Annotated in this window: 21 protein-coding genes and 1 rRNA gene (1 of these 22 only partly in view); 12 read left to right on the top strand and 10 right to left on the bottom strand. The window is 63.2% G+C overall.

Annotated features, from left to right (window positions below):
- The 4 genes from AC5STI_RS19665 to AC5STI_RS19650 form a co-directional block, all read right to left on the bottom strand.
- A 16S ribosomal RNA gene (locus AC5STI_RS19665) occupies positions 1–124 on the bottom strand (it extends 1338 nt beyond the left edge of the window).
- A gap of 847 nt (positions 125–971) precedes the next feature.
- Positions 972–2693, bottom strand: coding sequence for an OFA family MFS transporter (locus AC5STI_RS19660; protein WP_495447952.1), 1722 nt, complete (start codon positions 2691–2693; stop codon positions 972–974).
- Between the two features lie 248 nt (positions 2694–2941).
- Complete coding sequence (locus AC5STI_RS19655) at positions 2942–4885, bottom strand: sensor histidine kinase (protein ID WP_495447951.1); 1944 nt, start codon at positions 4883–4885, stop codon at positions 2942–2944.
- 24 nt (positions 4886–4909) lie between these two features.
- Positions 4910–6268 carry a sigma-54-dependent transcriptional regulator gene (locus tag AC5STI_RS19650; RefSeq protein WP_495447950.1) on the bottom strand — a complete coding sequence of 453 codons (1359 nt, stop codon included), beginning with the start codon at positions 6266–6268 and terminating at the stop codon, positions 4910–4912.
- 272 nt (positions 6269–6540) lie between these two features.
- Here AC5STI_RS19650 and AC5STI_RS19645 point away from each other — a divergent pair, with 272 nt between their 5' ends.
- From AC5STI_RS19645 to AC5STI_RS19630, 4 genes are all read left to right on the top strand, one after another.
- The gene (locus tag AC5STI_RS19645) at positions 6541–7956 is read left to right on the top strand and encodes a sulfite oxidase (RefSeq protein WP_495447949.1); all 1416 of its coding nucleotides are present in this window, start codon (positions 6541–6543) and stop codon (positions 7954–7956) included.
- Positions 7957–8036: 80 nt separating this feature from the next.
- Positions 8037–8315, top strand: coding sequence for an aldehyde dehydrogenase (locus AC5STI_RS19640; protein WP_495447948.1), 279 nt, complete (start codon positions 8037–8039; stop codon positions 8313–8315).
- A 28-nt stretch (positions 8316–8343) separates the two neighbouring features.
- Positions 8344–9174 carry a universal stress protein gene (locus AC5STI_RS19635; RefSeq protein WP_495447947.1) on the top strand — a complete coding sequence of 277 codons (831 nt, stop codon included), beginning with the start codon at positions 8344–8346 and terminating at the stop codon, positions 9172–9174.
- Between the two features lie 24 nt (positions 9175–9198).
- A complete protein-coding gene (locus AC5STI_RS19630; protein ID WP_495447946.1) occupies positions 9199–10581 on the top strand; it encodes an MBL fold metallo-hydrolase RNA specificity domain-containing protein in 1383 nt (460 codons plus the stop codon).
- Positions 10582–10678: 97 nt separating this feature from the next.
- Here AC5STI_RS19630 and AC5STI_RS19625 read toward each other — a convergent pair whose 3' ends face one another.
- The 4 genes from AC5STI_RS19625 to AC5STI_RS19610 all read right to left on the bottom strand — a co-directional run bounded on the left by AC5STI_RS19625 (position 10679) and on the right by AC5STI_RS19610 (position 14826).
- Positions 10679–11452 carry an IclR family transcriptional regulator gene (locus tag AC5STI_RS19625; protein ID WP_495447945.1) on the bottom strand — a complete coding sequence of 258 codons (774 nt, stop codon included), beginning with the start codon at positions 11450–11452 and terminating at the stop codon, positions 10679–10681.
- 13 nt (positions 11453–11465) lie between these two features.
- On the bottom strand, positions 11466–12824 hold the full coding sequence (locus AC5STI_RS19620; RefSeq protein WP_475046265.1) for a TRAP transporter large permease: 1359 nt from the start codon (positions 12822–12824) through the stop codon (positions 11466–11468).
- Positions 12824–13492 carry a TRAP transporter small permease gene (locus AC5STI_RS19615; protein ID WP_495447944.1) on the bottom strand — a complete coding sequence of 223 codons (669 nt, stop codon included), beginning with the start codon at positions 13490–13492 and terminating at the stop codon, positions 12824–12826. The genes AC5STI_RS19620 and AC5STI_RS19615 overlap by 1 nt, the downstream gene beginning before the upstream one ends.
- 101 nt (positions 13493–13593) lie before the next feature.
- Entirely contained in the window at positions 13594–14826 is a 1233-nt protein-coding gene (locus tag AC5STI_RS19610; protein WP_475046268.1) for a TRAP transporter substrate-binding protein, read from the bottom strand.
- Between the two features lie 104 nt (positions 14827–14930).
- On the opposite strand from AC5STI_RS19610, the gene AC5STI_RS19605 reads away from it, so the two are divergent.
- The 5 genes from AC5STI_RS19605 to AC5STI_RS19585 all read left to right on the top strand — a co-directional run bounded on the left by AC5STI_RS19605 (position 14931) and on the right by AC5STI_RS19585 (position 19754).
- Complete coding sequence (locus tag AC5STI_RS19605) at positions 14931–16526, top strand: GMC family oxidoreductase (RefSeq protein ID WP_495447943.1); 1596 nt, start codon at positions 14931–14933, stop codon at positions 16524–16526.
- A 289-nt stretch (positions 16527–16815) separates the two neighbouring features.
- On the top strand, positions 16816–17109 hold the full coding sequence (locus tag AC5STI_RS19600; RefSeq protein WP_495447968.1) for a ribbon-helix-helix domain-containing protein: 294 nt from the start codon (positions 16816–16818) through the stop codon (positions 17107–17109).
- Between the two features lie 108 nt (positions 17110–17217).
- Positions 17218–17613 (top strand): VOC family protein, encoded by a 396-nt coding sequence (locus AC5STI_RS19595; RefSeq protein WP_495447942.1) that lies wholly within the window; start codon positions 17218–17220, stop codon positions 17611–17613.
- Positions 17614–17635: 22 nt separating this feature from the next.
- Complete coding sequence (locus AC5STI_RS19590) at positions 17636–18160, top strand: twin-arginine translocation signal domain-containing protein (protein WP_495447941.1); 525 nt, start codon at positions 17636–17638, stop codon at positions 18158–18160.
- Positions 18161–18182: 22 nt separating this feature from the next.
- Complete coding sequence (locus AC5STI_RS19585; RefSeq protein ID WP_495447940.1) at positions 18183–19754, top strand: GMC family oxidoreductase; 1572 nt, start codon at positions 18183–18185, stop codon at positions 19752–19754.
- 69 nt (positions 19755–19823) lie between these two features.
- Here the strand turns inward: AC5STI_RS19585 and AC5STI_RS19580 are convergent, their stop codons facing one another.
- Complete coding sequence (locus AC5STI_RS19580) at positions 19824–20453, bottom strand: hypothetical protein (protein WP_495447939.1); 630 nt, start codon at positions 20451–20453, stop codon at positions 19824–19826.
- 359 nt (positions 20454–20812) lie between these two features.
- Here AC5STI_RS19580 and AC5STI_RS19575 point away from each other — a divergent pair, with 359 nt between their 5' ends.
- Genes AC5STI_RS19575 through AC5STI_RS19565 form a run of 3 tightly spaced genes read left to right on the top strand, consistent with a single transcriptional unit; the run spans position 20813 to position 25566 of the window.
- Positions 20813–21748, top strand: a complete 936-nt coding sequence (locus AC5STI_RS19575) for an HlyD family secretion protein (protein WP_495447938.1) — start codon at positions 20813–20815, stop codon at positions 21746–21748.
- Positions 21745–24441: a ribosome-associated ATPase/putative transporter RbbA gene (gene rbbA / locus AC5STI_RS19570; protein WP_495447937.1), complete on the top strand. Its 2697-nt coding sequence runs from the start codon at positions 21745–21747 to the stop codon at positions 24439–24441. The genes AC5STI_RS19575 and rbbA overlap by 4 nt, the downstream gene beginning before the upstream one ends.
- Positions 24442–25566 carry an ABC transporter permease gene (locus tag AC5STI_RS19565; RefSeq protein ID WP_495447936.1) on the top strand — a complete coding sequence of 375 codons (1125 nt, stop codon included), beginning with the start codon at positions 24442–24444 and terminating at the stop codon, positions 25564–25566.
- Here AC5STI_RS19565 and AC5STI_RS19560 read toward each other — a convergent pair.
- Positions 25563–25970, bottom strand: coding sequence for a universal stress protein (locus AC5STI_RS19560; RefSeq protein ID WP_475046284.1), 408 nt, complete (start codon positions 25968–25970; stop codon positions 25563–25565). The genes AC5STI_RS19565 and AC5STI_RS19560 overlap by 4 nt on opposite strands.
- Positions 25971–26071 lie beyond the last annotated feature (101 nt).

Here is a 26071-nt window from a genome sequence, read left to right as displayed (position 1 = left end):
GAGAAGGGCACGTTCCCACGCGTTACTAACCCGTCCGCCGCTCACCCCGAAGGGCGCGCTCGACTTGCATGTGTTAGGCCTGCCGCCAGCGTTCGTTCTGAGCCAGGATCAAACTCTCAAGTTGAAAAGCTGTTGCCAGCTTATCCTTGACGTTCGAACCTCTGCACATCACTGCCGATCCGGCTAGGATCGGCAATAGTCTCTGTCTGTATGTGCTTCAGCTTCAAAAGAAACCAAAGTACCGTACAAGACAGTGAAGCTGACACTCCATCATCGGGCAAAAACCCTAAGAGCGCGATATGCATCGGTCTGATCCATCGAAATGAACCGCGACCGCCCGCATATCTCTTCAGTCATCCATCAATGTCAAAGAGCAAAACACCCAAAGTCCAAAAACCAGACCGATGCGCCAATCTCCCGGCGCGCCCGCCTCGCAAATCCCTCAGATGCCGCCGTCTCTCCAGCGCGTCCCACCGTCTCTCCAGTGTGTTTCCCATCCGATCCTGCATCGCCCTGTCTGGCTCAGCGTCCCGTCCGGTGTGTCTCCGAAGCGCCTCAGCGCCGCCGGTGAGGGGTGTTCTATGGTGAGCGCCGAAGAGTCGCAACCCCTAAAACGCACAAAAAAACGAAATACTTCCGAAAGAGAATTCGCTTGGGCTCGGGACCCTTAATTTGAGTTGTGCAGCATGACGCTTCACGCCTGCCAGCTGCTGCTATGGCATGGTTTTCCAGTGCAATCCGTCGTGACCTGTCGTGCAAACTGAAGCTTAAACCTTGAAGCCAAGGGGGAGGTTACCGGGCAGGACCTATCAGCATGGCCCGGCTAACCGGCCGCTCCAGCGGGCTTGATCATCCCGGCGGCAACAGACCATGCGTCCAATCCGTGATCCTGCGCACGTGTCCCGAACTCTTTACCGGGAGTGTGAACAGCAGTTGCAAACGGGGCGCCCGTGGCGCCCCGTCAAATCGCTTTATTCTCCCGGAACAGCCTGAAGCTCTGGCTCGTCATGGTGGTGATGTTCTTTCACCGGTCGCATGAAGAGGTTGGCAAAGAAAGCCACCGCCAGCAGAGCCGCCATGCAATACATTGTTGTATTGTAGAGGCTGGGCGTCGGATCCACGGTGCCGGCCGGTGCGATTTCCATCAGCTTGGCAATAGTCACGGTCTTGGCCGCCACCAGCTGGTCCAGCTGCGCAACAGGCGCGCCGAACTTCGCGGCAAAGGCGGCCGGATCCACTTTGGCAGCCAGGTCCTGGACCGCGCTGGTCACCGACATCTGGCGCAGCGAGGTAATCGCCAGCGGCCCCAGCACGCCCGCAGTCGACCAGGCGGTCAGCAGGCGGCCGTGAATGCCGCCGACATGCATGGTGCCGAACATGTCGGCAAGGTAGGCCGGGATCGTGGCAAAGCCGCCGCCATACATGGAGAAGATCAGCATCGTCGCCAGGTAGAAGCCCATCAGGTAGACCAGCGACGGGTTGGCCGCAGCGGCAGAAGCGAAATAGGGGATCGACAGGTAGAGCGCGGTGCCCAGCACGAAGAAACACATGTAGGTTGCCTTGCGCCCGATGTAATCCGAGGCAGACGCCCAGAAGAACCGCCCGACCATGTTGAAGACCGAAATCATCAACACATAGGTCGAGGCGAAGGCGGCGGTTGCCACCAGCGGCATCACCGAGCCGAAGATCTCGGACATCATCGTCTTGGCGACTCCGATCACGCCGATGCCTGCGGTCACGTTGAAACACAGCATCACCCACAGCTGCCAGAACTGCGGCGTCTTCAGTGCCTGGTCGATATGCACGTCGTTCTGCGTCACCAGCCTGGATGCGGCGGGTTTCGGTTCCCAGCCTTCAGGCTTCCAGTCCTTGGCAGGAACCCGGTACTGGAAGGCGGCCAGGATCATCACCACGAAATACACGATGCCCAGGGTCATGAAGGTCTGTGCCGCGCCGGTATTGCCGGTGCCCACCACATAGGCGCCGGCCTCGCCGCCGAACTCGGCAGCCTGCGCCGCGCTGGCGATCACCACCTCGGTCTTGCCTTGTGCGGTTTCGGCAAAGACCCGGCCGTTTTCGACCACGGTCTGCACCGCATCCCTGGCGCCAAGATAGGTCGGCGCGGTTGCATAGAGGTCCAGCAGCCAGCCCTTGACCGGAGCGGCGATCATCGCGCCGCCGCCAAAGCCCATGATGGCCATGCCCGTCGCCATGCCGCGCCGGTCGGGGAACCAGCGGATCAGCGTCGATACCGGAGAGACATAGCCCAGTCCCAGCCCGCAGCCGCCAAGCACGCCGTAGCCCAGATAGACCAGCCACAACTGATGGCTGGAAATGCCGAACGAGCCGACGATGAAGCCGCCGCCCCACAGCAGGGCTGCCACAACGCCCACCATGCGCGGGCCGACTTCCTCCAGCCATTTGCCCGCAAATGCGGCGGCCAGGCCGAGGCAGACGATGGCGACCGAAAAGATCCAGACAACAGAGCCGAGACTCCAGTCATCGGCGCTGGAGGCCACCACCCCCAGCTCGCGGGTCAGCGGCGGGTTGAACACCGACCAGGCATAAACCGAGCCGATACAAAGATGGATAGCGATGGATGCCGGCGGCACCCGCCAGCGGTTGAAACCTGGTTCGGCGGTGATGTGCTCCTTGTGCAGAAAGCTCAGACCGCCGGATGATGGCGTACTCATGTGGTGTCCTCCCTAGTGCTGTTCCGGCGGCTGCAACCTCCTATTGCGGCCGCCCTGAATGGCCCGCGGCAATGTGCCGTAGCTTGACAAAGGCGGAGAGATCACCCAGCTGTCAAATAAATAATTTAGCAATAACAATAACTTATCGCGTCAATTTGTCCGCCTCGCCAGACGTCTTCAGACGGTTGCGGGACAATCTGTCCGCACCCGGGAGCCGGGACCTGCGCATTTGCGCCAATTTGTCCGGATCAGGCGCCGGCAGCCGCGGGAAGAAAAATTTCGAACCGGGTGCCCTGCCCCGGCTCTGACTGCACGGTGATGCGGCCGCCGGCGCGACTCACCAGTTGATGGCTGATCGACAAGCCCAGCCCGGTGCCTCGCGCCTGCTTAGTGGTGAAGAACGGGTCGAAGATGCGGTTCAGCAGGTCCGCGGGGATGCCGGTGCCGGTATCCTCGGCGGTCAGCAGCACGCCGTCCGGTGCATCTTCGGCGGTCAGGGTGAGGCGGCCGCCCCCGGGCATCGCCTGCACCGCATTCAGGATGAGATTGACGATCACCTGCTGCAATTCCGTGCGCGATATCCTGACCTGGCCGGTACTGGCCAGATGCGCCTCTGCCTCGATCCCGGTGGCCTCGATCTGATGGCGGGTCAGCACCAGGCAGTCAGCCACCACTTCGGCCGGGGAAATCAGCCCGGCGGCGCCGGAGTATTCTTCGGGCCGGGCGAATTGCAGCAGCTTGGAGACAATCACGCCGATACGGTAGACCTGATCGTCGATCAGCCGGAATTCTTCCTCGACCGGCTCCGCGTGGCTGCCCAGCACCGTCCGGGCCAGATCCAGGTTGCCCTGGATCACCGCAACCGGGTTGTTGATCTCATGCGCAACCGAGGCCGTGATCTCGCCAACCGCAGCGAGTTTCTCCGAAACGATCAGCCGTTCGGTGGTCCGCTCCAGCCGCTGGTTTGCCTCGCGCAGATCCGCGGTGCGCTCCTCGACCTTGGCCTCCAGGCTTTCCCCCCAACCGCGCAATTGCTGGTCGCGCTCCTGCACCTGATCCAGCAAGCTGTCCAGATGCGCTGCCACACGAGCAATCTCGCCGCCGTCCTCCTGCGGGCGGTTGCGGGCGGCCAGATCGCCTTGCTCAACCCTGGCGATGGTCTGGGTCATGCCCTCAAGCGGGCGGAAGATGCGCCCCGCCCACCGCAGAAATATCGGCACCGACAGCGCCGCGATCAGCAGGAAGGCCCCGCCGAGCGTCAGCACCGTGCTGCGCTTGGCCTCGCGGAAGGGGGCTTCCAGAAAACCGACATAGAGCATCCCTGCCCGGTTGCCGCGGCTGTCCAGGATCGGTTCATACGCGGAGATATACCAGTCGTTCACCACAAAGGCCCGGTCCAGCCATACATCGCCGCGCCCCAGCACCTGGCCGCGCACCTCGGCCGAGACCCGGGTGCCAAGCGCACGCACGTTTTCAAAGAGCCGCACGTTTGTGGAGATCCGCACGTCCTCCAGAAACAGCGTGGCGGTTCCCTGGCTGCCCTCCGGCAGGCTTTGCTCGCGGTAGACCAGCGCGTTGATGGTGTCGATGAAATCCAGGTTGCGGTTCAGCAGCCGCCCGCCCACCAGAACCGCCTTCCGGCCGTCCGGCAGGGTCACCGGTGCCGCGGAGTGGATGATCATGCCGCGGGTTTCGGCGGTGCGGTCTGTGGGCACAGCTGCTTCGGTCGCCACCAGCGGGATGGCAGCGCGACCGGCGAGGCCGGGGGACAGAGCGCCCAGTTGGGCCGCGTCCAGAATGTCGACCGCGCTCTGCCACTGCCCCTGCAGCGCGCCGCGGATGACAGGCCAGTCAGCGGGCGTGAAACCGGCCCGGCCATCGGGTCCGGCGAGATAGAGGAAATCGAGACCCAGCCGGGCCTGTTCCTGCACCAGGAAATCTGCGGAGTTCCCCGCCGCGAACGCGTTGCGGAAACGGACCGATTGCGCCACCGCATCCAGCAGCTCGCCCGAGGTGGCGGTCAGCCTGGCCAGATACTGGTCGGCAATGGTCAGATCACCGTTTACCTTGCTGATCAGAAGGCCGTCGGTCTTTTCCGACCAGCGCCAGGTGGCAAGGCCCAGCAGCAGCGGCATCAGCACCAGCATCGGCAGCAGCGCGATCAGCAGCAACCGGACCCGGACCGACCGCATCGGCAAACGCAGCCCTCGCACCGGCTAAAGCCCCCAGGCCGCGCATTTACGGTCTATGGTCTTGCGCGAGACACCCAACCGCCGCGCCGCTTCGCTGCGGTTTCCGCCAGCTGCCTCCAGCGCATGCAGTATCTCGCGGCGCTCGACATCCTCCAGCGGCAGGATGTCGGCAGCGGGACGGGACGGGGCCAGCGTGTCCATGGAAAAACTGCCGAAGATCAGCGAGCGTTCAACAAAATTCCGCAGCTCGCGGATGTTGCCAGGCCAGTCATGGCGCAGCAGCGCGGATTTGACGTTTGCAGACAGCTCCAGCGGCGGCATTTGCAATTGGGGTGCGATTTCGGCCAGGAACAACTCTGCTAGCTCAACAATGTCAGTGCCGCGCTCGCGCAGCGGCGGCATTGCCACTTCGATCACATTGATGCGGAACAGCAGATCCTCGCGGAATGTGCCCGCCGCCACCGCCTCGTCCAGCGCGCGGCTGGAACTCATCACAAAGCGGACATCGAGCTGAACCGTCCGCTCGGTGCCGATCGGCCGGATACGGCCGTCCTCCAGCACCCTCAGCAGCGCAGTTTGCGCCGAAGAACTTAGCTCCCCGATTTCATCGAGAAAAACCGTGCCGCCCTGCGCCGAGGCTAGCAGGCCCTCGCGTCCTGCTGGCGCACCGGGGAAGGCGCCGGGCGCATGGCCGAACAGCTCATATTCGATGACATCCGCCGGAATGGCGCCGCATTGAACCGGCACAAAGGGCGCCCCGGCGCGGCTGGAGCGCGCATGCAGATGGCGCGCGGCAACCTCCTTGCCGGTGCCCGAAGCGCCGGTGATCAGCACCGGGGTAGACACCTGGGCCACCCGGTCCAGCAAGGCGCGCACCTGGCCAACGGCGGGCGACGCCCCGACAAGCTCGCGGCGGCAGCGGCGTCCAGGACTGGCGGTTTCCAGTTCCCGCCGCAGCAGCATATTCTCGCGCTTCAGCCGGGCCGTCTCGATGCAGCGGCGCAGTGCATTGAGGATCTGGTTCGAGCGGAAGGGCTTCAGAACGAAATCCGATGCCCCGGCCCGCAAAGCGTCAATCGCAGTCTGCAGGTCGGCATAGGCCGTGATCAGGATGGTATCGGTAAAGCCGCCCTCCCGCCGCTGCTCCTCCAGCCAGTCCAAGCCTTTCTGGCCCGGCATGATATTGTCGAGGATCATCACATCATATTGCCGCGTATTGAGCAGGGCGGCGGCGGCTTCGGTGTTTTCGGCTTCATCCACCAGCTGGCACAGAGGGCGCAGGGTTTTCACGAGGAAATTGCGCATCCCCGGCTCATCGTCCACGATGAGGATGCTTGCTTGCCCGAGCGGGTCGGCCAGCCTTGCTAGATCTGTATCTGTCATACCTGCCGCTATTCGATGGGGGCGGTATTGGACTATTGTCGCTTTCCGGTGCTTTGTCGAGAGAACGGCGTTGTGCATGACCAGCCGGACCTATTCTGTATTGCTGGACTCATTCGAGCCAGGAAAAGGCCCAGCTGCAACCGCTGCGCGGCACCACCGCCCATTCTCCCAGCAGGCGCAGAACACGCAGACAAGCTGATGGATTTCTAACTGCGCTTCCGCGCGCCGCGCCTTAACCGCCGTCAATGCGCCAAGCGCAGGCACATGGTCAAATGGCTGCATTCGGCTCCGGCGGCGGCGGCTCGCTCACGCGTGACGCCGTTTTCCGGATCCTGCCGCAAGGACTGACCGATGCTGCCGCGAAAACCGCCCTGCATGTATCCAATGCAGGCGGAATGGCTGGCAGCAGCGCGAGTAAGGGGAATGCAATCATGGCGTCGAACGACAATCTGAAGCCCGCTGCCGCAGAACGGGAGGCTGCCACTGAAGCTGGCCGCCGCCGGTTCCTGAAGACCGCAGGCCTGGCCAGCCTGGGCGCTGCCGCAGGCATGGCGATTCCGTTTCACCGGAACCTGCCGCATGGTTTCTTCCCTGCCGCAATGGCCAGCGAAAACGGCTTGGCGGGCAAGGACGGGCTGACGCTGCTGAACGACCGGCCGCTGAATGCCGAAACCCCGCCGGAACTGCTGGATGATCCCATCACCCCGACGGTGCGGCACTTTATCCGCAACAACGGGCTGGCCCCAGATGACACCAGCGCAGAGGGCTGGATGCTCAGGGTCGACGGTTTCGCGGACAACCCGCTGGAGCTGTCGATTGCCGACCTCCAGGACCGCTTCGAAGTGGTCACGCTGGCGCTGACTCTGGAATGCGGCGGTAACGGGCGCGCCTTCTTCGACCCGCCCGCCAGCGGCAACCAGTGGACCTATGGCGCTGTGGCTTGCTCGGAATGGACGGGGGTGCGGCTTCGCGACGTGCTGCAGGCGGCGGGGGTTCAGGACAACGTGGTTTATACCGCGCATTACGGGGCGGACGGGCATCTGTCGGGGGACCCCGACAAGCTGCCTATCTCGCGCGGGCTGCCTATTGCCAAGGCGCTGACGGACACTGTGCTGATTGCCTTTCAGATGAACGGCGCCGATCTGCACCCGATGAACGGCGCGCCGCTGCGGCTGGTGGTGCCGGGCTGGCCCGGCTCCTGCTCGCAGAAATGGCTGACCCGGATCGAGCTGCGCGACCAGGTGCACGATGGCCCCAAGATGACCGGCACCTCCTACCGCGTTCCGGAATATCCGGTGGCCCCGGGCGACGACGTGCCCAAGGAGGATTTCCGGATCATCGAGCGGATGCCCGTCAAATCATTGATCACCTTCCCCGCCAACGGCGTCGCGTCCGGGATGGAGACGGAGGTGCGCGGCCACGCCTGGTCCGGCGACCGCACGGTGGACCGGCTGGATATCTCCTACGACTTCGGGGCCAGCTGGCAAGCGGCGGAGCTCGACCCGCCGGCCAACGACGGCGCCTGGCAGAACTGGCGCGCAACGGTGCGCTTCCCGGTGGCCGGCTATTACGAGATCTGGGCCCGCGCCACCGACAGCGAAGGCGAAATGCAGCGGTTTGCCATCGACTGGAATCCAAAGGGGTATCTGAACAACCGGATGCACCGCGTCGGCCTGCGCGTCAGCTGATGCCGCCTCGGCTGGCATCAGGAACCGCGGCCCGTCTGGCGCGGCTCAGGCTTGCAGCCGCCTGCGCCGCCCTGTGCGCTATGCTTGCGCAAGCACAGGCTCAAGCGCCGGAGGACAGCGAATTCGGCCAGCTCGTCACGGCAGAGGGGGCGGAGGAAACCTTTTATGCCTGCACTGCCTGTCATTCCGAAATGATCATTGCCCAGCAGGGCAAGACCCGCGAGGGCTGGGCGGATCTGCTGGACTGGATGACCGAAGAGCAGGGCATGCCTGGACTGGACCCTGCTGAGCGCGGGATCATCCTCGACTACCTTTCTGCCCACTATAACACCGACCGGCCGAACTTCCCGCAGCGGTGAGACCGAACTTACAGCAAGGAGTTTTCCGATGACTATCAAGTCCTTGGCGGTTGCGCTCTTTTCGGCGGAGGAAGCGCAGCTGCTCATCCCCGCGGCCGCCGATATGGCCAGCCGCGCCGGTGCGCATCTGACCGGCGTGCTGCCCCTGGAGGCCCAAGTGCCCTTTGCCGGCACCGAAGGCGGTCTTGTGAGCTATGGCGCGGCGTATATCCCCGATTGGCAGCAGCAGGAAGCACATGCCATCGCAGAAACCTTTCAGGCTGCTGTGACCGGGAGGGATTTCCTGTCTGATCTCAGGCAGCAGCCGCTGGGCAGCCAAAGCGCCGAGGATTTCCTGCTCGACAATGTGGCCGCCGCGGACCTTGTACTGGCCGGGCAGTGCCCGCCGGAGGGCGCCAGGTACAGCCACCGCCAGCTGCAAGAGCAGCTGATCCGCCGCTCGGGACGCCCTGTTCTGATCATTCCCCAAGGCTGGGACCCGGCGCCCATTGGCGCGAACATCCTGATCGGCTGGAGCAACACCCGCGAAGCCGTCCGCGCGGCCCACGATGCCCGCGCCCTGGCGCAGCCGGGCGCCAGTATTTCGATCCTCCGCATCGGCGACGGCAGCGACGGGCTCGCCTGCCGCGAGGACATGGCGGCGGCCTTTGACCGGCACGGGCATCCGGTGACGCTGATTGACCGCGAGCGGACCACTCCGGACACCGGCTCCATGCTGCTCAAGGTGGCGGTGGAATGCGGCGCCGACATGCTGGCCGCCGGCGCCTTCGGGCATTCCTGGGCATATGACTTCGTGATCGGCGCCGCCACGCGCGAACTGCTGGCGCATGCCAAACTGCCGGTTCTGTATTCCAGATAAGCCCCGGCGAGACAGGAGAGTGCCATGCCGCCGCCAAGCAGTGCCAGGCTGCGTTTCCTAGGGGCCACCGGAACCGTCACCGGCTCCCGCTACCTGATCGAGGCCGGAAAGCACCGTGTGCTGGTCGATTGCGGGCTTTACCAAGGCTACAAGCAGCTCAGGCGGCGCAACCGCAAGCCGTTCCCGGTCCGCCCCGGATCCATCACCGCCATTCTGCTGACACATGCCCACCTGGATCATTCCGGCTACCTTCCGGCTCTGATCCGGTCGGGCTGCCGGGCACCGGTCTATTGCACCCCGCCGACCCGCGACCTTTGCGGCCTGCTGCTGCCGGACAGCGGCCGCCTGCAGCAGGAGGAGGCCCAGCACGCGCGGCGCAAGGGCTATTCCCGGCATAAGCGGCCCCGCCCGCTTTACACCGAACAGGATGCCCGCGCCGCCCTGCGCCGGTTCAAGACGCACCCCTTTGGTGTGCCTCTGGACCTTGGCGGCGGCCTGATCGCCGAATTCATCCGCGCGGGCCATCTGCTGGGGGCCGCGCAGATCCGCATCACCATCAACGGCAAAACTGTGCATTTCAGTGGCGACCTCGGCCAGGACCGGGACCCGCTGATGCCGCCGCCGGCCCCCTTTCCCGGCGCCGATGTGCTGGTCTGCGAGTCGACCTATGGCGACCGCCTGCACCCGCCCGTCTCTCCCGAAGATGAGCTGGCAGGCATTCTGGCCCCGTTCCTCAAGCAGAAAGGCATCGTGCTGATCCCCGCCTTCGCGGTCGGGCGCGCCCAAGGCATCACATATCACCTGTCGCGCCTGATGGCCTCCGGCCGCATCCCGCGGGTTCCGGTGTTCCTCGACAGCCCGATGGCGTCAGATGCCACCGATATTTATACCCGCCACTGCGCCGAGCACCGCATCCCCCAGAAGGACTGCGCCGCCGTCTTTCAGCTTCCGGTCCGGACCAATTCGGTGGCCGAGTCCAGAGAGCTGAACACCCTGGAGGGGCCGATGGTCATCCTGTCGGCCAGCGGCATGATCACCGGCGGACGAATCCTTCACCACGTGGTGAACTTCGGCGGCAGCCTGCGCACCATGATCGTGCTTTCGGGTTTTCAGGCAGGCGGCACCCGCGGCGCGTCACTGGCGGCGGGCGAGCGGCGCCTGCGCATCTTCGGGCAGGACCGCGTCATCCGGGCAAGAGTCGCCCAGCTTGAAACTTTATCGGGCCACGCGGACGCTGATGAGCTGGTCCGCTGGATGGCGTCCGGTCCCGCGCCTGCCATGACTTACCTCACGCACGGTGAACCGGAAGCCGCGGAAACACTCCGGCGGCGCATTTCCCACGAACTGGGCCGCCCGTCCCGGGTGCCCGAACACTTGGAAGCCATCCGCATCGACAACCCGTCGTAACCCAGGCGCAGGGGCCTGGCAGCCTCCCCCGGCAAGCGGAAATCAATGGCCATGCGCCTGGCACCGGCCGGGTAACCGGGCTCAGCGCCAACGTGATCTACGCCAAATTTCCCAGCTCACTTGCCCCCTTCTGCAAGCATGGGAGGAAATCCTTAAGTTCCTCCAGGCTGCGGCGCTGCACCGGAGCGTGGACCGAAAGCGTCGCAAGCAGCCGGTCGCGGGCGTCACGCACGGGGACCGCGACAGCAACCATGCCGTCAATGAACTCTTCGTTATCCGTAGAATAGCCACGTGCGGCAATAGCACCCAATTCGGTGCTGAGCGCGTCCGGATCGGTGCAGGTCTTGCCGGTCACTGCTTCCAATGGGCGGGCGCGCAGAACGGCCTGCAGCGTGCTCTGCTTCAAGGTCGAGAGGTACATCTTGCCGCTGGCGGTGCAATGGAAGGGCACCTGGGTGCCGATCGGCAGCTGAATACGCAACGGCCATTTGGTCTCCACCCGGTCCAGATAGGTCATCCCCTCGCGGTCGGGGGTGGCAAGGTTGCAGGTTTCGCCCAACTGCTCGGCAACGCTCTTGAGGATGCTCAGCCGGGCGGTACGGAGGTGTTCAGACGAAATGGTGTTGAGTGCGAGCTTCCGCAGGCGGGGGCCGGGCCCATAGGCCCGCCCGTCCAGATCGCGCTGCAAAAAGCCTTCCGCCTCCGCCGTCTGCATCAGCCTGTGAACGGTAGGCTTGGGCAGGCCCATGGCCTCGATCATCTCGGCTGGCTTGACCGCGACGCCCCGGCGGGAGACCTCCTCCAGCAGCACCAAAAGGCGCAGGTTGGTGGGGATCTGCCCCTCATTCTTGTCCAGCGTATCCGCTGCCATCGACGCCTCACCGCTACTTGTTGGGCAGCAGCATCAGGGCGAATTCAGGAACCAGCGAGACCAGTACCCAAACGCCGATCAGCGCTGCAAGGTAAGGGACCGTATAGCGAAGCAGGCGGAAATACGGAACACCGGTCACACCCGATGCGACATAGAGGTTCAGCCCGTAAGGCGGGGTGATAAAGCCGATGGAGGCGCCGACCAGGAAGATCACCGAGAAATGGATCGGGTCGACCCCGACCGAGGCTGCGATGGGGGCCAGGATCGGCGCCAGGATGATGGTCACCGGCAGGCTTTCCAGAACCATGCCCGAGAAGAACACGATCACCATCGAGGTGAACAGCACCGCGTGGTAGCCGCCCATGGAGGTAACGAAGCCGCCGATCACCTGCTGCGCGCCCAACAGAGACAGGATCTGCTGCATCACAACGGAGATCGCGATGAGCGGCGCCAGAATACCGGTGATCTGGGCCGAACGCACCACGATGCCCGGGATTTGCGGGATGGTGAAGCCTTCGACCACCAGCATCTCGGCATAGGATTTCTCCTCCCACGTCTTGCCGCTGCGGGCCCCTGTGATCCTGGTCACGGCCCAGGACAATACACCTGCGATAACACAGAAACCGACGGTAACGCCTGCCGCCTCGGTGGGTGAGAACTTACCGGTGTAGATGCCCCACAAAACCAGCCCGATAGCAAAGAAGCCGAGCCAGGCGCCAAAAGCGGTTTTCAGAACCCGGTTCAGCTGCAAGGGGATAAGGAAGCCCCAGCCATTGCGGCGGCAGATAATCCAGCAGGCCAGCTGCATCCCGATGACCATCATCGCGCCGGGCAGAATGCCCGCCACGAACAGGTCAGAGATCGGCAGGTTCATCAGGAAGCCGTAGACGATGAAGATGATCGACGGCGGGATGATGATGCCGACGGTGCCGCCCGCGGCGGCAGTGGCGGCCGAGAACCTCTCATCATAGCCGCCTTTGACCATCTCCGGATGCAGCATCGAGCCTATGGTGGCGGTGGTCGCGGAATTGGAGCCTGAAATGGCGGCGAACAGCCCGCAGGCGCCGAGCGAGGCCATCGCCAGCCCGCCGCGCATCCAGCCAAGACAGGCATAGGCAAAATCGCTGAGGCGCCGGGCAATGCCCGACTGGTTGATCAGGTCGCCGGTCAGGATGAACAGCGGCATGGCCAAAAGCGCAAAGCCCTTGTTGAACACGTTCAAAAGCTCGGCGCCCATGTTGTCGAGCGTCAGACCCAGCACGAAGGAGCAGCCGATCACCCAATACCCGATGACCAGCAGCACCGGCACGCCGAGCATGAACAAAAAAGTGACCCCAAGCGAGATCAGCGTGACCCAGGTCCCGTCCGTCATCACACGTCTCCTCCGATCACGGCCTGTTTGATCAGCGGCGCGCCGCTGCGGTAGTTGCGGATGTCGTCGGACAGGTTTTCAAACACCCGGGCGATCATCAGGACAAACGCCAGGGGCGCGGTGATCAGGAACCACCACTGAAGCACACTGTCCGTGCCCAGAACGATCTGGAAGTTAGAGGCCGACAGGGCGGTCAGACGTGTGGTTGTGACGAAAACGATCACCGCAAAACCGAACCACAGCACCGCATCCAGGGTAAGGCAGCCCATTTGCGCCCAACGGGGCATGATGGTGCGGAATTCGGAAAAGCTGAGATGCGTCCGCAGCCGCACGTTGAAGGCGGCGCCGAACCAGGCCATGATCATGAACAGCAGTGGCGGGATGGTCGTGGACCATGGCTGCTGGTTCTTGAACACGAAGCGGTCGATCACCCCCCAGAAGATGATGAAGGCAATCGCCAGGTAGCTCCACACCATGATGGAGCGCTCCAAGTGACGGTCCAGCAGCGGTACCAGCCGATAGAGCAGCATCACCAAGAGGCCGCCAAGCGCGGCGGCTGCGGTGCCCAGCACCCAGGCGGCATTGCTTTCCAAAGCATTGCGGATTTCCCAGCTGTCCTGGGACGCGAAGGCGCTGAAAATGGCGCCGATGTCCGACCAAAGCTGCATCTGTTCCTCCCCTCATTCCCCCTTTGATCCTGCCGGATCATTCCGGGCAAACAAGGCCGGCGCGGTTTGGCGCCGGCCCGCTGCTCGAAATCCGGGCCTGTTCAGCCCTTCCACCAGCGGCGCGGTTCCACGTTCTCGGGCTTCATGTCTTTGTCGACTTCGCGCGCGATGTTGTAGATTTCCTGATAGGTGTCGATGCCGCCGGCCCATTTGTTCAGGCGGTCGCGCCACTGTTCCCACAGCTGCGGCTGGAACTCCGGTGAACACATTTCCTCTGCCATGCGGATTTCGCTGTCCGGCAGGAAGGCAGGGCGCACGCCGTGTTCTGCAAAAACCGTTCCCGGCAGCTGCGGATCGCTGAACCCGACGGTCTTGACCAGCGCAGCCTCGTTTGCGGCCTGCACATGGGCCTGCGCCCAATACGCACTCTCCATCACCGCGTCCTGCAGGTAGCCTTCAAGCCCGTCAAAGACCTTGGCCGACATCGAGGTATGCTCGGTGCCGCAGAAGAACTTGAGGTCAACCGACTGCGAGACCACCGGCGCCATGTTGGCATAGGCCACGGCGGAGGCCCATGTCTCTGCACCGTCGATCAAGCCCTGCTTCAGCCCGTCGAGGGTTTCCTCCCAGGCCACAGGCACCGGGTTCAGGTTCAGGGCGTTCATGGCGATCCGGCCCAGCTGGGTGCCGGTGACGCGGTTCTTGGTGCCGAACAGCTGTTCCAGCTTAGTCACTGTCGGCTGGTCCTTGTATTTCAGGCCCAGCTGGATGCCCCGCAGCTCGCAATGGCTGAACAGGAATTTCAGCCCGTGCCGCTTTTCCAGCGGATCTCGCAGGATTTCCTGGCTTTTGGGGTGATAGAGGAAATGATACTGCGACGCGCGCCCCGGGAACATGAAAGCATAGTCCAGCACGTTCAGGTAAGGGGCGCCACCAGCCGAGTTCTGGGTCGAAGCCGCGTAGATATCGACAATGCCCTGCTGGGTTTTCTCCACACAGCTCAGCTGGCCGCAAATCTGGTTGTCGCCGATAAACTCGATGCGGATCTCGCCGTCAGTGCGGGCTTCAAGATCTCGGGCAAACTCCAGCGCCCCTGCCCGTTCGATCAGCAGGTTGCGCGCGTTAAAGCCCGAGGCACCGAACTTCAGCGTGTGCTTGGCGGGCTTGGCATAGCGCTTTTCATAAGTCGATTCCGCCGCCGAAGCGAGATTCGCCAGGCTCATCGCACCGCCAAAGCCCCCCGCAGCCAGCAGGGTCGAACTCATCCCGTAAGTCCCTGCAACACGGAACAGATCCCGCCGCGAAATCCGGCTCAATTTGTTGGTCAGCCCCATAATTTTCCTCCCTAAGATCAATTATTGAGACGTTTCGTATCAAAAAAAGCTAGACCAATTTACGCATCCTGTATAGAAGTTTTTTCATCGAGGGATCGGGAGGGATGGATTTGGACGCGGATTTCATCGTCATCGGCGCAGGGTCGTCCGGCTGTGTTGTTGCAAACCGGCTGAGTGCGGATCCGCGCAACAAAGTGGTGCTGCTGGAGGCCGGCGGACGGGACATAAACCCCTGGATTCACATACCGGTCGGCTACTTCAAGACCATGCACAACCCATCGGTGGACTGGTGCTACAAGACGGAGCCGGATCCGGGTCTCAATGGCCGTTCGATCGACTGGCCGCGGGGCAAAGTTCTGGGCGGGTCATCCTCGCTGAACGGGCTTCTCTATGTGCGCGGCCAAAAGGAGGACTACGACCGCTGGCGCCAGATGGGCAATGAAGGCTGGGGCTGGGAGGATGTGCTGCCGCTGTTCAAGCGCTCCGAGGATCAGGAGCGCGGCGCCGATGAGTTTCACGGCACCGGCGGACCGCTGGCAGTCTCCAACATGCGTATCCAGCGCCCCATTTGCGATGCCTGGGTCGCCGCGGCGCAGGAGGCGGGTTATCCCTTCAACCCGGACTACAATGGCGCCAGGCAGGAGGGCGTCGGCTACTTCCAGCTGACCACCCGCAACGGGCGCCGCTGCAGCGCCGCTGTGGCATTTCTAAAGCCGGCCCGGAGCCGGGCCAACTTGCAGATCATCACCCATGCCCTGGTGGAAAAGATCAATCTCGACCGACGCCAGGTGACGGGCGTCACTTATCTGGACAAGGCAGGCCAGCGGCAGACCATCACCGCGCGCAAGGAAGTCATTCTGTCTGCTGGTGCGATCAACTCGCCGCAAACTCTGATGCTGTCGGGGATCGGCCCGGCAGAACAACTGAAGGCCAATGGAATTGAACCTCTGGTCGATTTGCCAGGCGTGGGCCAGGGCTTGCAGGACCATCTGCAGGCGCGGCTGGTTTACAAATGCAACGAGCCGACGCTGAACGATGAGGTGCGCAGCCTGTTCAATCAGATGCGGATTGCATTGAAATACGCCCTGTTCCGGGCCGGGCCGATGACAATGGCCGCGAGCCTGGCCACCGGCTTCATGAAAACCCGGCCTGATGTGGCCACGCCTGATATTCAGTTCCACGTTCAGCCTTGGTCAGCGGACAGCCCTGGCGAGGGTGTCCACCCTTTCTCAGCCTTCACAATGTCGGTTTGCCAGCTGCGCCCCGAAAGCCGCGGTGAAATCCAGCTGAACGGACCGGACCCGAAAAGCTATCCTAAGATCATACCCAACTACCTATCGGCTGAAACCGATTGCCGGACCATAGTGGACGGTGTGAAAATCGCCCGGCGGATTGCCCGTCACAGCCCCTTGTCCTCCAAAATAGCCGAAGAGTTCCGGCCTCAATCCAGCCTGGAGATGGACGACTATGACGGCACGCTGGACTGGGCGCGCAGCAATTCCGTTTCGATCTACCATCCGACAGGAACCTGCAAAATGGGCCAGGGCGCGGATGCGGTGGTGGACGCCGGTTTGCAGGTGCACGGCGTGCGGGGGCTGCGGGTAGCCGATTGCTCAATCATGCCGGAAATCGTTTCGGGCAATACCAACGCGCCTGCCATCATGATCGGGGAAAAAGCCAGTGATTTGATAACCCGGTAGGCTTCCGGCCAGCCTGGAGACCGTGAGGTGCAGACCCGTTTCACCTTGGTTGCGCCGATGTTCCGAAAAGAACGCACAGGCACCGGCCGCGTTGTGCCAGTTCCCGCGCGCAATCGAAAACACGGTCATTCAATCACTCGGATTTACCCACGGGATTCGGGCTTGCCGCCTGGTGCCGGCCGCGAGGATCGACAAAAAACCGCCATTCTTATACGAATTACGGGTGAGCGGTGCCACGGCCCCTGTTTTTCCCGTCAGGTTTCGCACAGCTCGCAAGGGAGGAATGACCATGTGCCAAGTCTTCGCCGGACAAGATCCTGAGCGCTACGCAACCCGCACACGCCGCTTGCGGCTGAACGGCCAAAGCACCAGCATCAGGCTGGAAAATGCGTTCTGGGATATTCTCGACGAGATCGCCGCGAGAGATGGCGTTTCGACCCCGGTGTTCATCTCCACCCTGCATGCCGAGGTGCTGGAACAGCGCGGAGAACCGAAAAACTTCACGTCGCTGCTGCGCTGCGCGTGTCTGAAGTTCATTGAAATGTCCACGGACCGGCACACCCTGCCGATGGCCGCAGAATGACGCGCTGATTTCGACACAGGAATAAATGCGCTGGTAGTATGCGTATACTACCCTGGATGAATGCCTGGCTCCTAGTCTTTTCCCAGAACTTAGAAATGGGGAAAGAAATTGGCGAAGGCAATTCACTCGATGATCCGTGTCCTTGATGAGGCGCGGTCGCTTGCGTTCTACGAAACCGCATTTGGCCTGACGGTTGCAGACAGGCTCGACTTTCCGGGCTTCACCCTGGTTTATCTCAGCAACGCAGAAAGCAGTTTCGAACTGGAGCTGACGATAAACAAGGACCAGACCGAGCCCTATGAACTAGGCAACGGATACGGCCACTTGGCGGTTTCAGTCAGCGATCTTGAAGCTGAACATGCACGCTTCGAGGCGGAAGGCCTCAATCCAAGAAAACTCGTTGAATTCGCGCCCGGCGGGGAGGTCGTGGCGCGCTTTTTCTTCGTTGCCGATCCTGACGGGTACCAAATCGAAGTGCTCCAGCGCGGCGGCAGATACCAGTAATTCAAGAAAGGGAGGAACGTTCATGTCCGAAACTGCTAGCCCGAGAGAGCTGTCCCGGCGGCAGCTGCTCAAGCGAGCCACGGCCGCCAGCGCCACGCTGGTTGTGGGGTCAGGGTTTCTGGCCGCCAGCGATGCTGCCTGGGCGGTGGAAACCGTGTCACTGAAACCGGAAAGCATGGCAGCCTTGGTGCAGATGGCGCGGGATATCTATCCGCACGACAAAGTGGGCGACCAATTCTATGCAACAGCGGTCAAAGGCTATGACAACGCTGAAATGGCAGCGGAAGTCGAGGCAGGGATTGCCAGGCTGAATGACGCCGCCCGGGCGGCAGGGCACGACAGCTATCTGGCCATCGGATGGGAGCGCGACCGCGCCGCCATTCTCCGCAGCATCGAAGAAGACAGCTTCTTCCAGAAGATCCGCGGCGGGCTGGTGACCGGGCTTTATAACCAGAAAGCGGTTTGGCCGATCTTCGGATACGAAGGGGCGTCCTTCGAACATGGCGGCTACATCGACCGCGGCTTCAACGACATCAACTGGCTGTGAGCCATAGAGGAGGACTGAAACTATGGCAGCACCTTTTGATCTGAATGACGATAACGTGGTCGTCATAATCGGCACCGGCGCAGGCGGCGGCGTTCTTGCAAATGAGCTGGCCCGGAAAGGCGTAAGCGTCGTAGCCCTGGAGGCCGGCGGCCGCCACCTGCCGGAAGATTTCATAAACGACGAATGGGAAAGCTTCGGCCAGCTGGCCTGGCTGGACCCGCGCACAACCAGCGGCGACTGGCGTGTTTCAAAGGACTTTTCCGGGCTGCCGGCCTGGATCGTGAAATCCGTCGGCGGCACCACCCAGCACTGGGCCGGGGCCAGCCTGCGGTTTCAGGAGCACGAGTGGAAAGCGCGCACGACCTATGGCGAAGTTGAAGGCGCGACACTGCTGGACTGGCCGATTGATGCGGCGGAAATGGACCCGTGGTACACCAAGGCGGAAGACAAGCTGGGCGTGACCCGCACCGGCGACAGGCCGGGTCTGCCTGGCAACAACAATTACCGCGTCTTCGAAAAGGGCGCCCAAGCGCTGGGGTACAAGAACGTTCACACCGGCCGCATGGCGATCACTTCCGATGAAAACCGCGACAAGACGATGTGCCAGCAAACCGGCTTCTGCTTTCAGGGCTGCAAGTGGGGCGCCAAATGGTCGGCGGGCTATGTGGACATTCCCGAAGGCGAGGCAACCGGCAATCTGGAGGTACGGCCGCAGTCGCACGTCGCCCGCGTTCTGCACAATGAGGCAGGCAAGGCCACCGGTGTCGAGTACTTTGACGCGGAAGGCAATCTGCATCTTCAGAAGGCAAGAATTGTCAGTGTAGCAGGCAACTCCTTCGAGAGCCCGCGGCTTCTGCTGAACTCGGCGTCCAGCATGTTCCCCGATGGGCTTGCCAACTCCTCCGGCCAGGTGGGGCGCAACTATATGCGGCACATGACCGGATCGGTTTACGGGGTGTTCGACAAGCCTGTCAAAATGTGGCGCGGCACCACCATGGCCGGCATCATCCAGGACGAAGCGCGGCACGACCCTTCCCGCGGGTTTGTTGGCGGGTATGAACTGGAAACACTGAGCCTCGGCCTGCCTTTTATGGCTGCATTCCTCAATCCCGGCGCCTGGGGGCGGGAATTCACCTCAGCACTGGACATGTACGAAAACATGGCCGGCATGTGGATCGTGGGCGAAGACATGCCCCAGGCTACTAACCGCGTGACGTTGAACACTGATGTCAAGGACCAGTGGGGACTGCCGGTTGCGAACGTCCACTTCGACGACCATCCCAACGATGTCGCTATGCGCAACCATGCCTATAAGCAGGGCCAGGCAGTTTATGAGGCGGTCGGTGCCACACGCACGTTCCCGACACCGCCCTATCCTTCGACCCACAACCTCGGCACCAACCGTATGTCGGAAAAGCCGGAAGACGGCGTTGTGAACAAGTGGGGGCAAACCCACGACATCGCAAACCTCTTCATCTCGGACGGATCGCAATTCACCACCGGAGCGGCAGAGAACCCGACCCTGACAATTGTCGCTCTGGCCATCCGGCAAGCGGACCATATTGCCCGCGAAATGAGCGCTGGCAGCATCTAAATCATGCGGGGCGCTTCTGCGGCAGGGGCGCCCCGCAAGCAAAGCTCAAAAGGCGGCCGCCAAGGCCGTTCAGGTTGATACGGAAACCGGAACGAGTTCCGCGGCAAGCTCCAGCACAAGGCCGCTGACCGCCTCCCGGGCTTGATCCTGCGATTTCTTCCCGCGCAGTTTGCGGGCCAGCGCGGACCCGCGGGCGGAAGCGTCCTGCGCCAGCAGCAGCAATGCAATTTCCCTAAGCTGATGCATGGCCAGATCTGCCGCATCCTGCCCAAACCGGCTTTCAAGCTCTGCCGGTGCTGGGCATTCCGCCAGCAGGTGCTTCAGGGCTGGCCCGTGCTTTGACGCCTCTGCCCGGCCAATGCAGACGTCAGCCATTCCCGCCATTTCGGAGTGAAACGCCTCAATCGGCATGCGCGCCGTCTGCCTGGAATAACCCGCCTGCCGCTCGACATGGATGTCCTGCTGCGATGGATCATAGGCCATCACCAGCCCATCAATTGACACATCCGAAGCAACCGGATGCCCGAAGCGCATACGCAGGCTGAGGGCTTCCGCGAAAAGCACCAGCTGCAATAGGCCCGCCTGCGGCAGATCACAGGAAATGCGCTGGATGCCGCTGCGCCCGGCGTGCTTGTAGTTGAGCGCGAGCCGGGCACCGCCATCCTCCCGCGCCTCCATCGAAAAAATCTTTGCAGGCATGGCGCGCGTTATATGGCAGGCCGCAGGACCTGCAAGCAGCCTCCGGCATGGCCTGACGTGCTGAGCGGGCACGCGCCGAACCGAATGCGGCGTAAAGAAGGGGCGCTCCAGCAAAGCGACCGCCTTTGGCCAGTCCGGCATGTTTCAGATCGCACGGAGTTGCAGTGTTCAGCACAGGCTAAGACAGAAGGCTCCTGCGACCGCCGCTGCCAAATGGCACCATGTTGATTCAGAGCAAGGCATACCGCCGCTGATCCGAATACGCTTGTCAAATGTTGTAAATGACCGGGTGCTTGGCCATGCAAAGGAAGACAGGCGCGGTATTTGCCGCAGCAGCCGTCCTGCTAGTGGCCGCCGCAATGTACTTGTTCGTTTCAGATGGCAGCGGGGACTTGCCGGACGGCTTCGTGCAGGGAAATGGCCGGATCGAGGCCGAGCAGGTGGAGATTGCACCCGCCAGGGCCGGCAGGGTCGCGCAGGTTCTTGCCGCCGAAGGCAGCCTGGCCGCATCAGGCGACGTGCTGGTGGTAATGGACACCGACGAGCTTTCCGCCGCGTATGACCGTGCAAAAGCCGAAGCCGCCTTGGCGCGCCAGACCAAGGCCGAAGCGGAGGCGCTGGTGGTCCAGCGCCAGAGCGAACACCTCCGCGCCGAGCATGAGCTGGAGCGTGCGACCGCCTTGCTGGCCGGGCATAACATCTCCGAGACGGTCTTTGAGGAACGCGATACCGCGCATCAGGTCGCCGAGGCGGTGCTGGGGGCTGCCCGGGCGCGGGTCGCAACGGCAGAGGCCGGGATTGCAGCGGCTGAGGCGGAGGTCCGCCGCATAGCGGCGCAGATCGAAGACAGCACTCTCACCGCACCGATGCCGGGCCGCGTGCTCTACCGGCTGGCGGAGCCGGGCGAAGTCGTCGGCGCAGGCGGGCCGATCCTGACGCTGCTCAGCCTCGAAAACATCTATATGGATGTGTTCCTGCCCGCACGCGAGGCAGGCCTCCTGCCGATCGGCGCCGACGCCCGCATCGTGCTCGACGCCTTGCCGGACTATGCCATCCCCGCAACCGTCACATTTGTTTCTCCCGAGGCCCAGTTCACCCCCAAGCAGGTGGAGACGCTGAGCGAACGGGAGCAGCTGGTCTTCCGTGTCCGCGTCCGCATCCCGCAGGATCTGGTCGAGGCGCGGATCGAACATGTGAAGACCGGCCTGCGCGGTATCGCCGTTATCCGGCTGGACCCGGATAACCCATGGCCCGAAGCACTGGAACGCCGCATCCCGCCTGAGCTGTTCGAATGACGGCCGGGGCTGGCATCCCCGCAATCCGCGTCGCGGAGGTCACGCACCGCTACCGCAAGCATACCGCGCTGGACGCGCTTTCGCTGGATCTGCCTCCGGGCCGGCTCGCCGGATTCATCGGGCCGGACGGGGTCGGCAAGTCGACCCTTCTGGGCCTGATCACCGGTGCCAAGAAGCTGCAGGAAGGCTCGATAGATGTGCTTGGCGGGCCTATCAGCGACCCAGCGCACCGGCGCCGCATATGCTCTGCGATCGCCTTCATGCCGCAGGGCCTCGGCCGCAACCTCTATCCGGAACTGTCCGTGCGCGAAAACCTGGAATTCTTCTCACGGCTCTTCGGGCAGGGGCCGGAGGAACGCGAATCCCGGATCGCGGCGCTGTTGTCCGCAACCGGACTCGCCCCTTTTGAAGACCGGCTGATGGGCAGGCTGTCGGGCGGCATGAAACAGAAGCTGGGACTTTGCTGCGCCCTGATCCATGACCCCAAGCTGCTGGTTCTGGACGAGCCGACCACAGGCGTCGATCCGCTGTCGCGCCGCCAGTTCTGGGCACTGATCAACGCCATCCGCGCGCAAAGCCCTGGCCTCTCCGTGCTGGTCTCCACAGCCTATATGGAAGAGGCCCAGAGCTTTGACTGGATCGTCGCCATGGACGCCGGGCGCGCTCTGTTCCAAGGCCCCCCGGACGAATTGAAAGGCGCGGCCCCTGATCTGGAAACCGCCTACCGGCAGCTGCGGGCAGGCGGCCGTCCGCACCCCGTTCAGGACGAAACACCCGCTCACCGGACCAGCACGGACCCGGTCATCACCGCCCGCGGGCTGACACGCCGCTTTGGCGATTTCGTTGCCGTCGACCGCGTCGACTTCACGATCGGCCGGGGCGAGATCTTCGGCTTTCTGGGCTCCAACGGCTGCGGCAAATCCACAACCATGAAGATGCTGACCGGCCTCTTGCCCATCAGTTCCGGCGCGGCGCAGCTGTTCGGCAAACCGGTGGATGCCCGCAACCGCGCGATGCGCCGCGAGATCGGGTACATGAGCCAGGCGTTCTCGCTCTATGGCGAACTGACCGTTGATCAGAACCTGCAGCTCCATGCCCGCATCTTCGGGATCGCGGACCGGGAAGCCCGGGTCGGCGAACTGATCCAGCGGTTCGGCCTGACGGAGCACAGCAGCACCCTGGCCGCCGCCCTGCCGCTTGGCATCAAGCAGCGGCTGTCGCTGGCGGTTGCCGTGATCCACCGCCCGCGCGTGCTGATCCTGGACGAGCCGACCTCCGGCGTGGACCCGGAGGCGCGCGACATGTTCTGGGCACTGCTGCTCGAACTTTCCCGCGACGAGGGGGTGACGATCTTTGTCTCCACCCACTTCATGGGCGAAGCAGAACGCTGCGACCGGGTCTCCTTCATGCACGCAGGCAAGGTTCTGGCGGAGGGGACGCCAGGGCAATTGATGGCCTCGGAGGCGGCAGGCAGCCTGGAGGAGGCGTTCATTTCCATCCTCAAGGCCGCAGACCCCCCTGCCCCGGTGGCCGCACCGGAAACCGTCACCGGAGCCGGAAGCCGCAGTGCGGGCGGCGGCCTCTCCCGCGCGCTGGCCTATGCGCGGCGTGAAACGGTCGAAGTGCTGCGCGACCGCGTGCGCCTCGCCTTTGCCTTTCTCGGCTCGATCATCCTGATGCTGGTGTTCTGCTTCGGGATCACGCTCGATATTGAGGAACTGGACTTTGCGGCCCTGGATCTGTCGCAGACCCCCGAAAGCCGCGCTTATCTTTCTGAAATTTCCGGATCGAGGTATTTCAGGCCAACCCCGCCGCTGGCCAGCGCAGCCGAAGGCCGCAGCCGGCTGGTCTCGGGCGAGGTCTCGCTGGTCGTAGAACTGCCGCCCGATTTCGGCCGCAAGCTGCGCGCTGGCGAACCGGCCGAGGTTCTGGCGGTTGTGGACGGCGCCATTCCCTTCAAGGGCGAGACGGTTGAGAGCTATGCCGCCGGGCTGCATCAAACCTTTCTAAACGCCCAGGCCGCCGCCAGCGGTGCCCGCGAGGCCGAAACCGCCCGGATAGAGCCCCGGTTCCGCTACAATCAAAGCTTTGAGAGCATCGCCGCCATGGCTCCGGCCATGCCCGCGATCCTGCTGATCATGCTGCCCGCGGTGCTGATGGCGGTCAGCGTCGCGCGGGAAAAGGAGCTGGGATCGGTCACGAATTTCTACGTGACCCCGACGACCCGGCTCGAATTCCTGATCGGTAAGCAAATCCCTTATATCGCTGTCGCCTATGCGAACTTCCTGCTTCTCACCGCGATGATCATCGCGGTCTTCGGGGTCCCGCTCAAGGGCGACCCCGTGCCCTTGGCAATCGGCGCGCTTCTTTATGTGTGGGCCACCACCTCCTACGGTATGCTGATTGCAACGATGACCTCCAGCCAGGTGGCCGCGACCTTTGCAACTACCATTGCGTCGGTGGTGCCGACGATCCAGTTCTCAGGCCTGTTGCAGCCGGTCTCGACGCTGGAAGGCGGCGCTCAGACCATCGGCTCGCTCTGGCCCTCGTCCTATTTTCTGCACCTGAACGTCGGCGCCTTCACCAAGGGCCTGGGCTGGGAGGCGCTGCTGCCGGACATCCTGGCGCTGGCCTGCTTCGGGCCGGTCTTCACGCTGCTGGCCGCGCTCTCGCTCCGGGCGCAGGAGAAGTAAATGCAACGGCTCTCCTGCATATTCTGGCTGGGCCTCAAGGAGATGATGAGCCTGCGCCGCGACTGGGTGATGATGGCGCTCCTGGTCTGGTCCTTCACCCTGTCGCCGGTGATGGAGGCCACTGGCGTTGCAACCTCGGTCAACAATGCCTCCATCGCCTTTGCCGACGAGGACGACTCACCGCTGTCCCGGACGCTGGCCCAAGCCTTCTTTCCTCCGGAATTCCAGCCTGTTGTCCAAATCGAACCGGGAACCGGCGCGGCCCAGATGGATGCCGGGAGGTTCCTGTTCGTGGTCGCCGTTCCGCCCGGGTTCGAAAAGGACGTCCGCGCCGGGCGTGCGCCGGAAATCCAGGTGCTGATCGACGCGACTGCGATGGAACAGGCCGGCATCGGTGTCCATTACATCACCAGCATCCTCAGCACCGAGATCCGCCGCTTTGCCATCGGCGCGGATCTGGCTGAGCCTCAGACCCTCGGCATCATCATCCGCAGCGCCTTCAACCCGAACCGCGACACCGTGCGCTTCGCCGGCATCAACGCGCTGATCGGCCAAATCATGTGGCTGACCACGATCCTCACCGGCGCCGCGATGATCCGCGAACGCGAGCACGGCACGATCGAGCACCTGCTCGCGATGCCGCTGTCACCCTTTGACATTGCGGTGGCTAAGATCTGGGCAAACGCCGCAGTGGTGCTTTTTGCAGCGGCGCTCTCGCTGGCCTTTGTCATGCAGGGCTTCCTCGAGATCAGCATCGCTGGGTCCAAAACACTGTTCCTCGGCGGCACGGCGCTGTTTCTGTTCACCGCAACAGCGCTGGGGGTGTTTCTGGCGACGGTGGCGCGTTCAATGGCCCAGTTTGCGCTGCTGGTAATGCTGACTGTCCTGCCGATGCTGATGCTGTCCGGCGGCGAAACCCCGGTGGAAAGCCAGCCCGGATGGCTGCAGGCCGCCACCGTCATCCTGCCGTCGCGCCATTACATGTCCGCAAGCCAAGCCATCGTCTTCAAGGGCGCAGGCTTTGAAACCGTGTGGCCGGAGTTCCTGTGGATGGCGCTGCTGGGCGCGGTGCTTCTGGCTACCAGCCTCCTGCTGTTCCGGCGGTCAGTGGCGCACGACAGCTAGCGGATCACAACCACGGTGCACTGTGCGTGACGCACCACCCGCGCTGCCGTCGAGCCTAGGAAATAATCCTGCAGCCCGGGCCGGTGCGATGCGATGACGATGCAATCCGCTCCGCGCGCATCGGCATAATCGACAATCGTGCGCCCGGCATGGCCAGTCACCACTTCCGCCTTGACGTTTTTCACCCCGCCAAGGTCCGCCTTGAGCGATGCCAGCATCTCGTCATGGGTATGTTCCAGCAGGCCCTCCGGCAATTGCTGCACCACATAGCCGGGAATGGCTTCTGCGACGGTCAGCGCGGTAATCTTGCCGTCGCTGCCTGCCAGCAGCCGGGCCGCCTCCATTGCAGCGGCAGTGTTGGCGCCGTGGTCCGGTGCGATGGGCACAAGGACATTCTTGTACATCGTGTTCCTCCTCAGTCGTTGCTCAAGGTTACGCGCGCGGCCTTTGGGCTGCATTGATTGAAGTTATCCGCCCCCGCGGCGCGCCTCCCGCCGCACAGCCG

This window comes from Leisingera sp. CC-HEC096, from assembly GCF_059429235.1.
This window is presented reverse-complemented; position numbering and strand designations above follow the sequence as displayed.

Excerpts from the sequence above, each read along its gene's own strand:
- AC5STI_RS19660 (WP_495447952.1), bottom strand. The coding sequence starts at position 2,693 with ATGAGTACGCCATCATCCGGCGGTCTGAGCTTTCTGCACAAGGAGCAC.
- AC5STI_RS19655 (WP_495447951.1), bottom strand. The coding sequence starts at position 4,885 with ATGCGGTCGGTCCGGGTCCGGTTGCTGCTGATCGCGCTGCTGCCGATG.
- AC5STI_RS19650 (WP_495447950.1), bottom strand. The coding sequence starts at position 6,268 with ATGACAGATACAGATCTAGCAAGGCTGGCCGACCCGCTCGGGCAAGCA.
- AC5STI_RS19645 (WP_495447949.1), top strand. The coding sequence starts at position 6,541 with ATGGCTGCATTCGGCTCCGGCGGCGGCGGCTCGCTCACGCGTGACGCC.
- AC5STI_RS19640 (WP_495447948.1), top strand. The coding sequence starts at position 8,037 with ATGCTTGCGCAAGCACAGGCTCAAGCGCCGGAGGACAGCGAATTCGGC.
- AC5STI_RS19635 (WP_495447947.1), top strand. The coding sequence starts at position 8,344 with ATGACTATCAAGTCCTTGGCGGTTGCGCTCTTTTCGGCGGAGGAAGCG.
- AC5STI_RS19630 (WP_495447946.1), top strand. The coding sequence starts at position 9,199 with ATGCCGCCGCCAAGCAGTGCCAGGCTGCGTTTCCTAGGGGCCACCGGA.
- AC5STI_RS19625 (WP_495447945.1), bottom strand. The coding sequence starts at position 11,452 with ATGGCAGCGGATACGCTGGACAAGAATGAGGGGCAGATCCCCACCAAC.
- AC5STI_RS19620 (WP_475046265.1), bottom strand. The coding sequence starts at position 12,824 with ATGACGGACGGGACCTGGGTCACGCTGATCTCGCTTGGGGTCACTTTT.
- AC5STI_RS19615 (WP_495447944.1), bottom strand. The coding sequence starts at position 13,492 with ATGCAGCTTTGGTCGGACATCGGCGCCATTTTCAGCGCCTTCGCGTCC.
- AC5STI_RS19610 (WP_475046268.1), bottom strand. The coding sequence starts at position 14,826 with ATGGGGCTGACCAACAAATTGAGCCGGATTTCGCGGCGGGATCTGTTC.
- AC5STI_RS19605 (WP_495447943.1), top strand. The coding sequence starts at position 14,931 with ATGGATTTGGACGCGGATTTCATCGTCATCGGCGCAGGGTCGTCCGGC.
- AC5STI_RS19600 (WP_495447968.1), top strand. The coding sequence starts at position 16,816 with ATGTGCCAAGTCTTCGCCGGACAAGATCCTGAGCGCTACGCAACCCGC.
- AC5STI_RS19590 (WP_495447941.1), top strand. The coding sequence starts at position 17,636 with ATGTCCGAAACTGCTAGCCCGAGAGAGCTGTCCCGGCGGCAGCTGCTC.
- AC5STI_RS19585 (WP_495447940.1), top strand. The coding sequence starts at position 18,183 with ATGGCAGCACCTTTTGATCTGAATGACGATAACGTGGTCGTCATAATC.
- AC5STI_RS19580 (WP_495447939.1), bottom strand. The coding sequence starts at position 20,453 with ATGCCTGCAAAGATTTTTTCGATGGAGGCGCGGGAGGATGGCGGTGCC.
- AC5STI_RS19575 (WP_495447938.1), top strand. The coding sequence starts at position 20,813 with ATGTACTTGTTCGTTTCAGATGGCAGCGGGGACTTGCCGGACGGCTTC.
- rbbA (WP_495447937.1), top strand. The coding sequence starts at position 21,745 with ATGACGGCCGGGGCTGGCATCCCCGCAATCCGCGTCGCGGAGGTCACG.
- AC5STI_RS19565 (WP_495447936.1), top strand. The coding sequence starts at position 24,442 with ATGCAACGGCTCTCCTGCATATTCTGGCTGGGCCTCAAGGAGATGATG.
- AC5STI_RS19560 (WP_475046284.1), bottom strand. The coding sequence starts at position 25,970 with ATGTACAAGAATGTCCTTGTGCCCATCGCACCGGACCACGGCGCCAAC.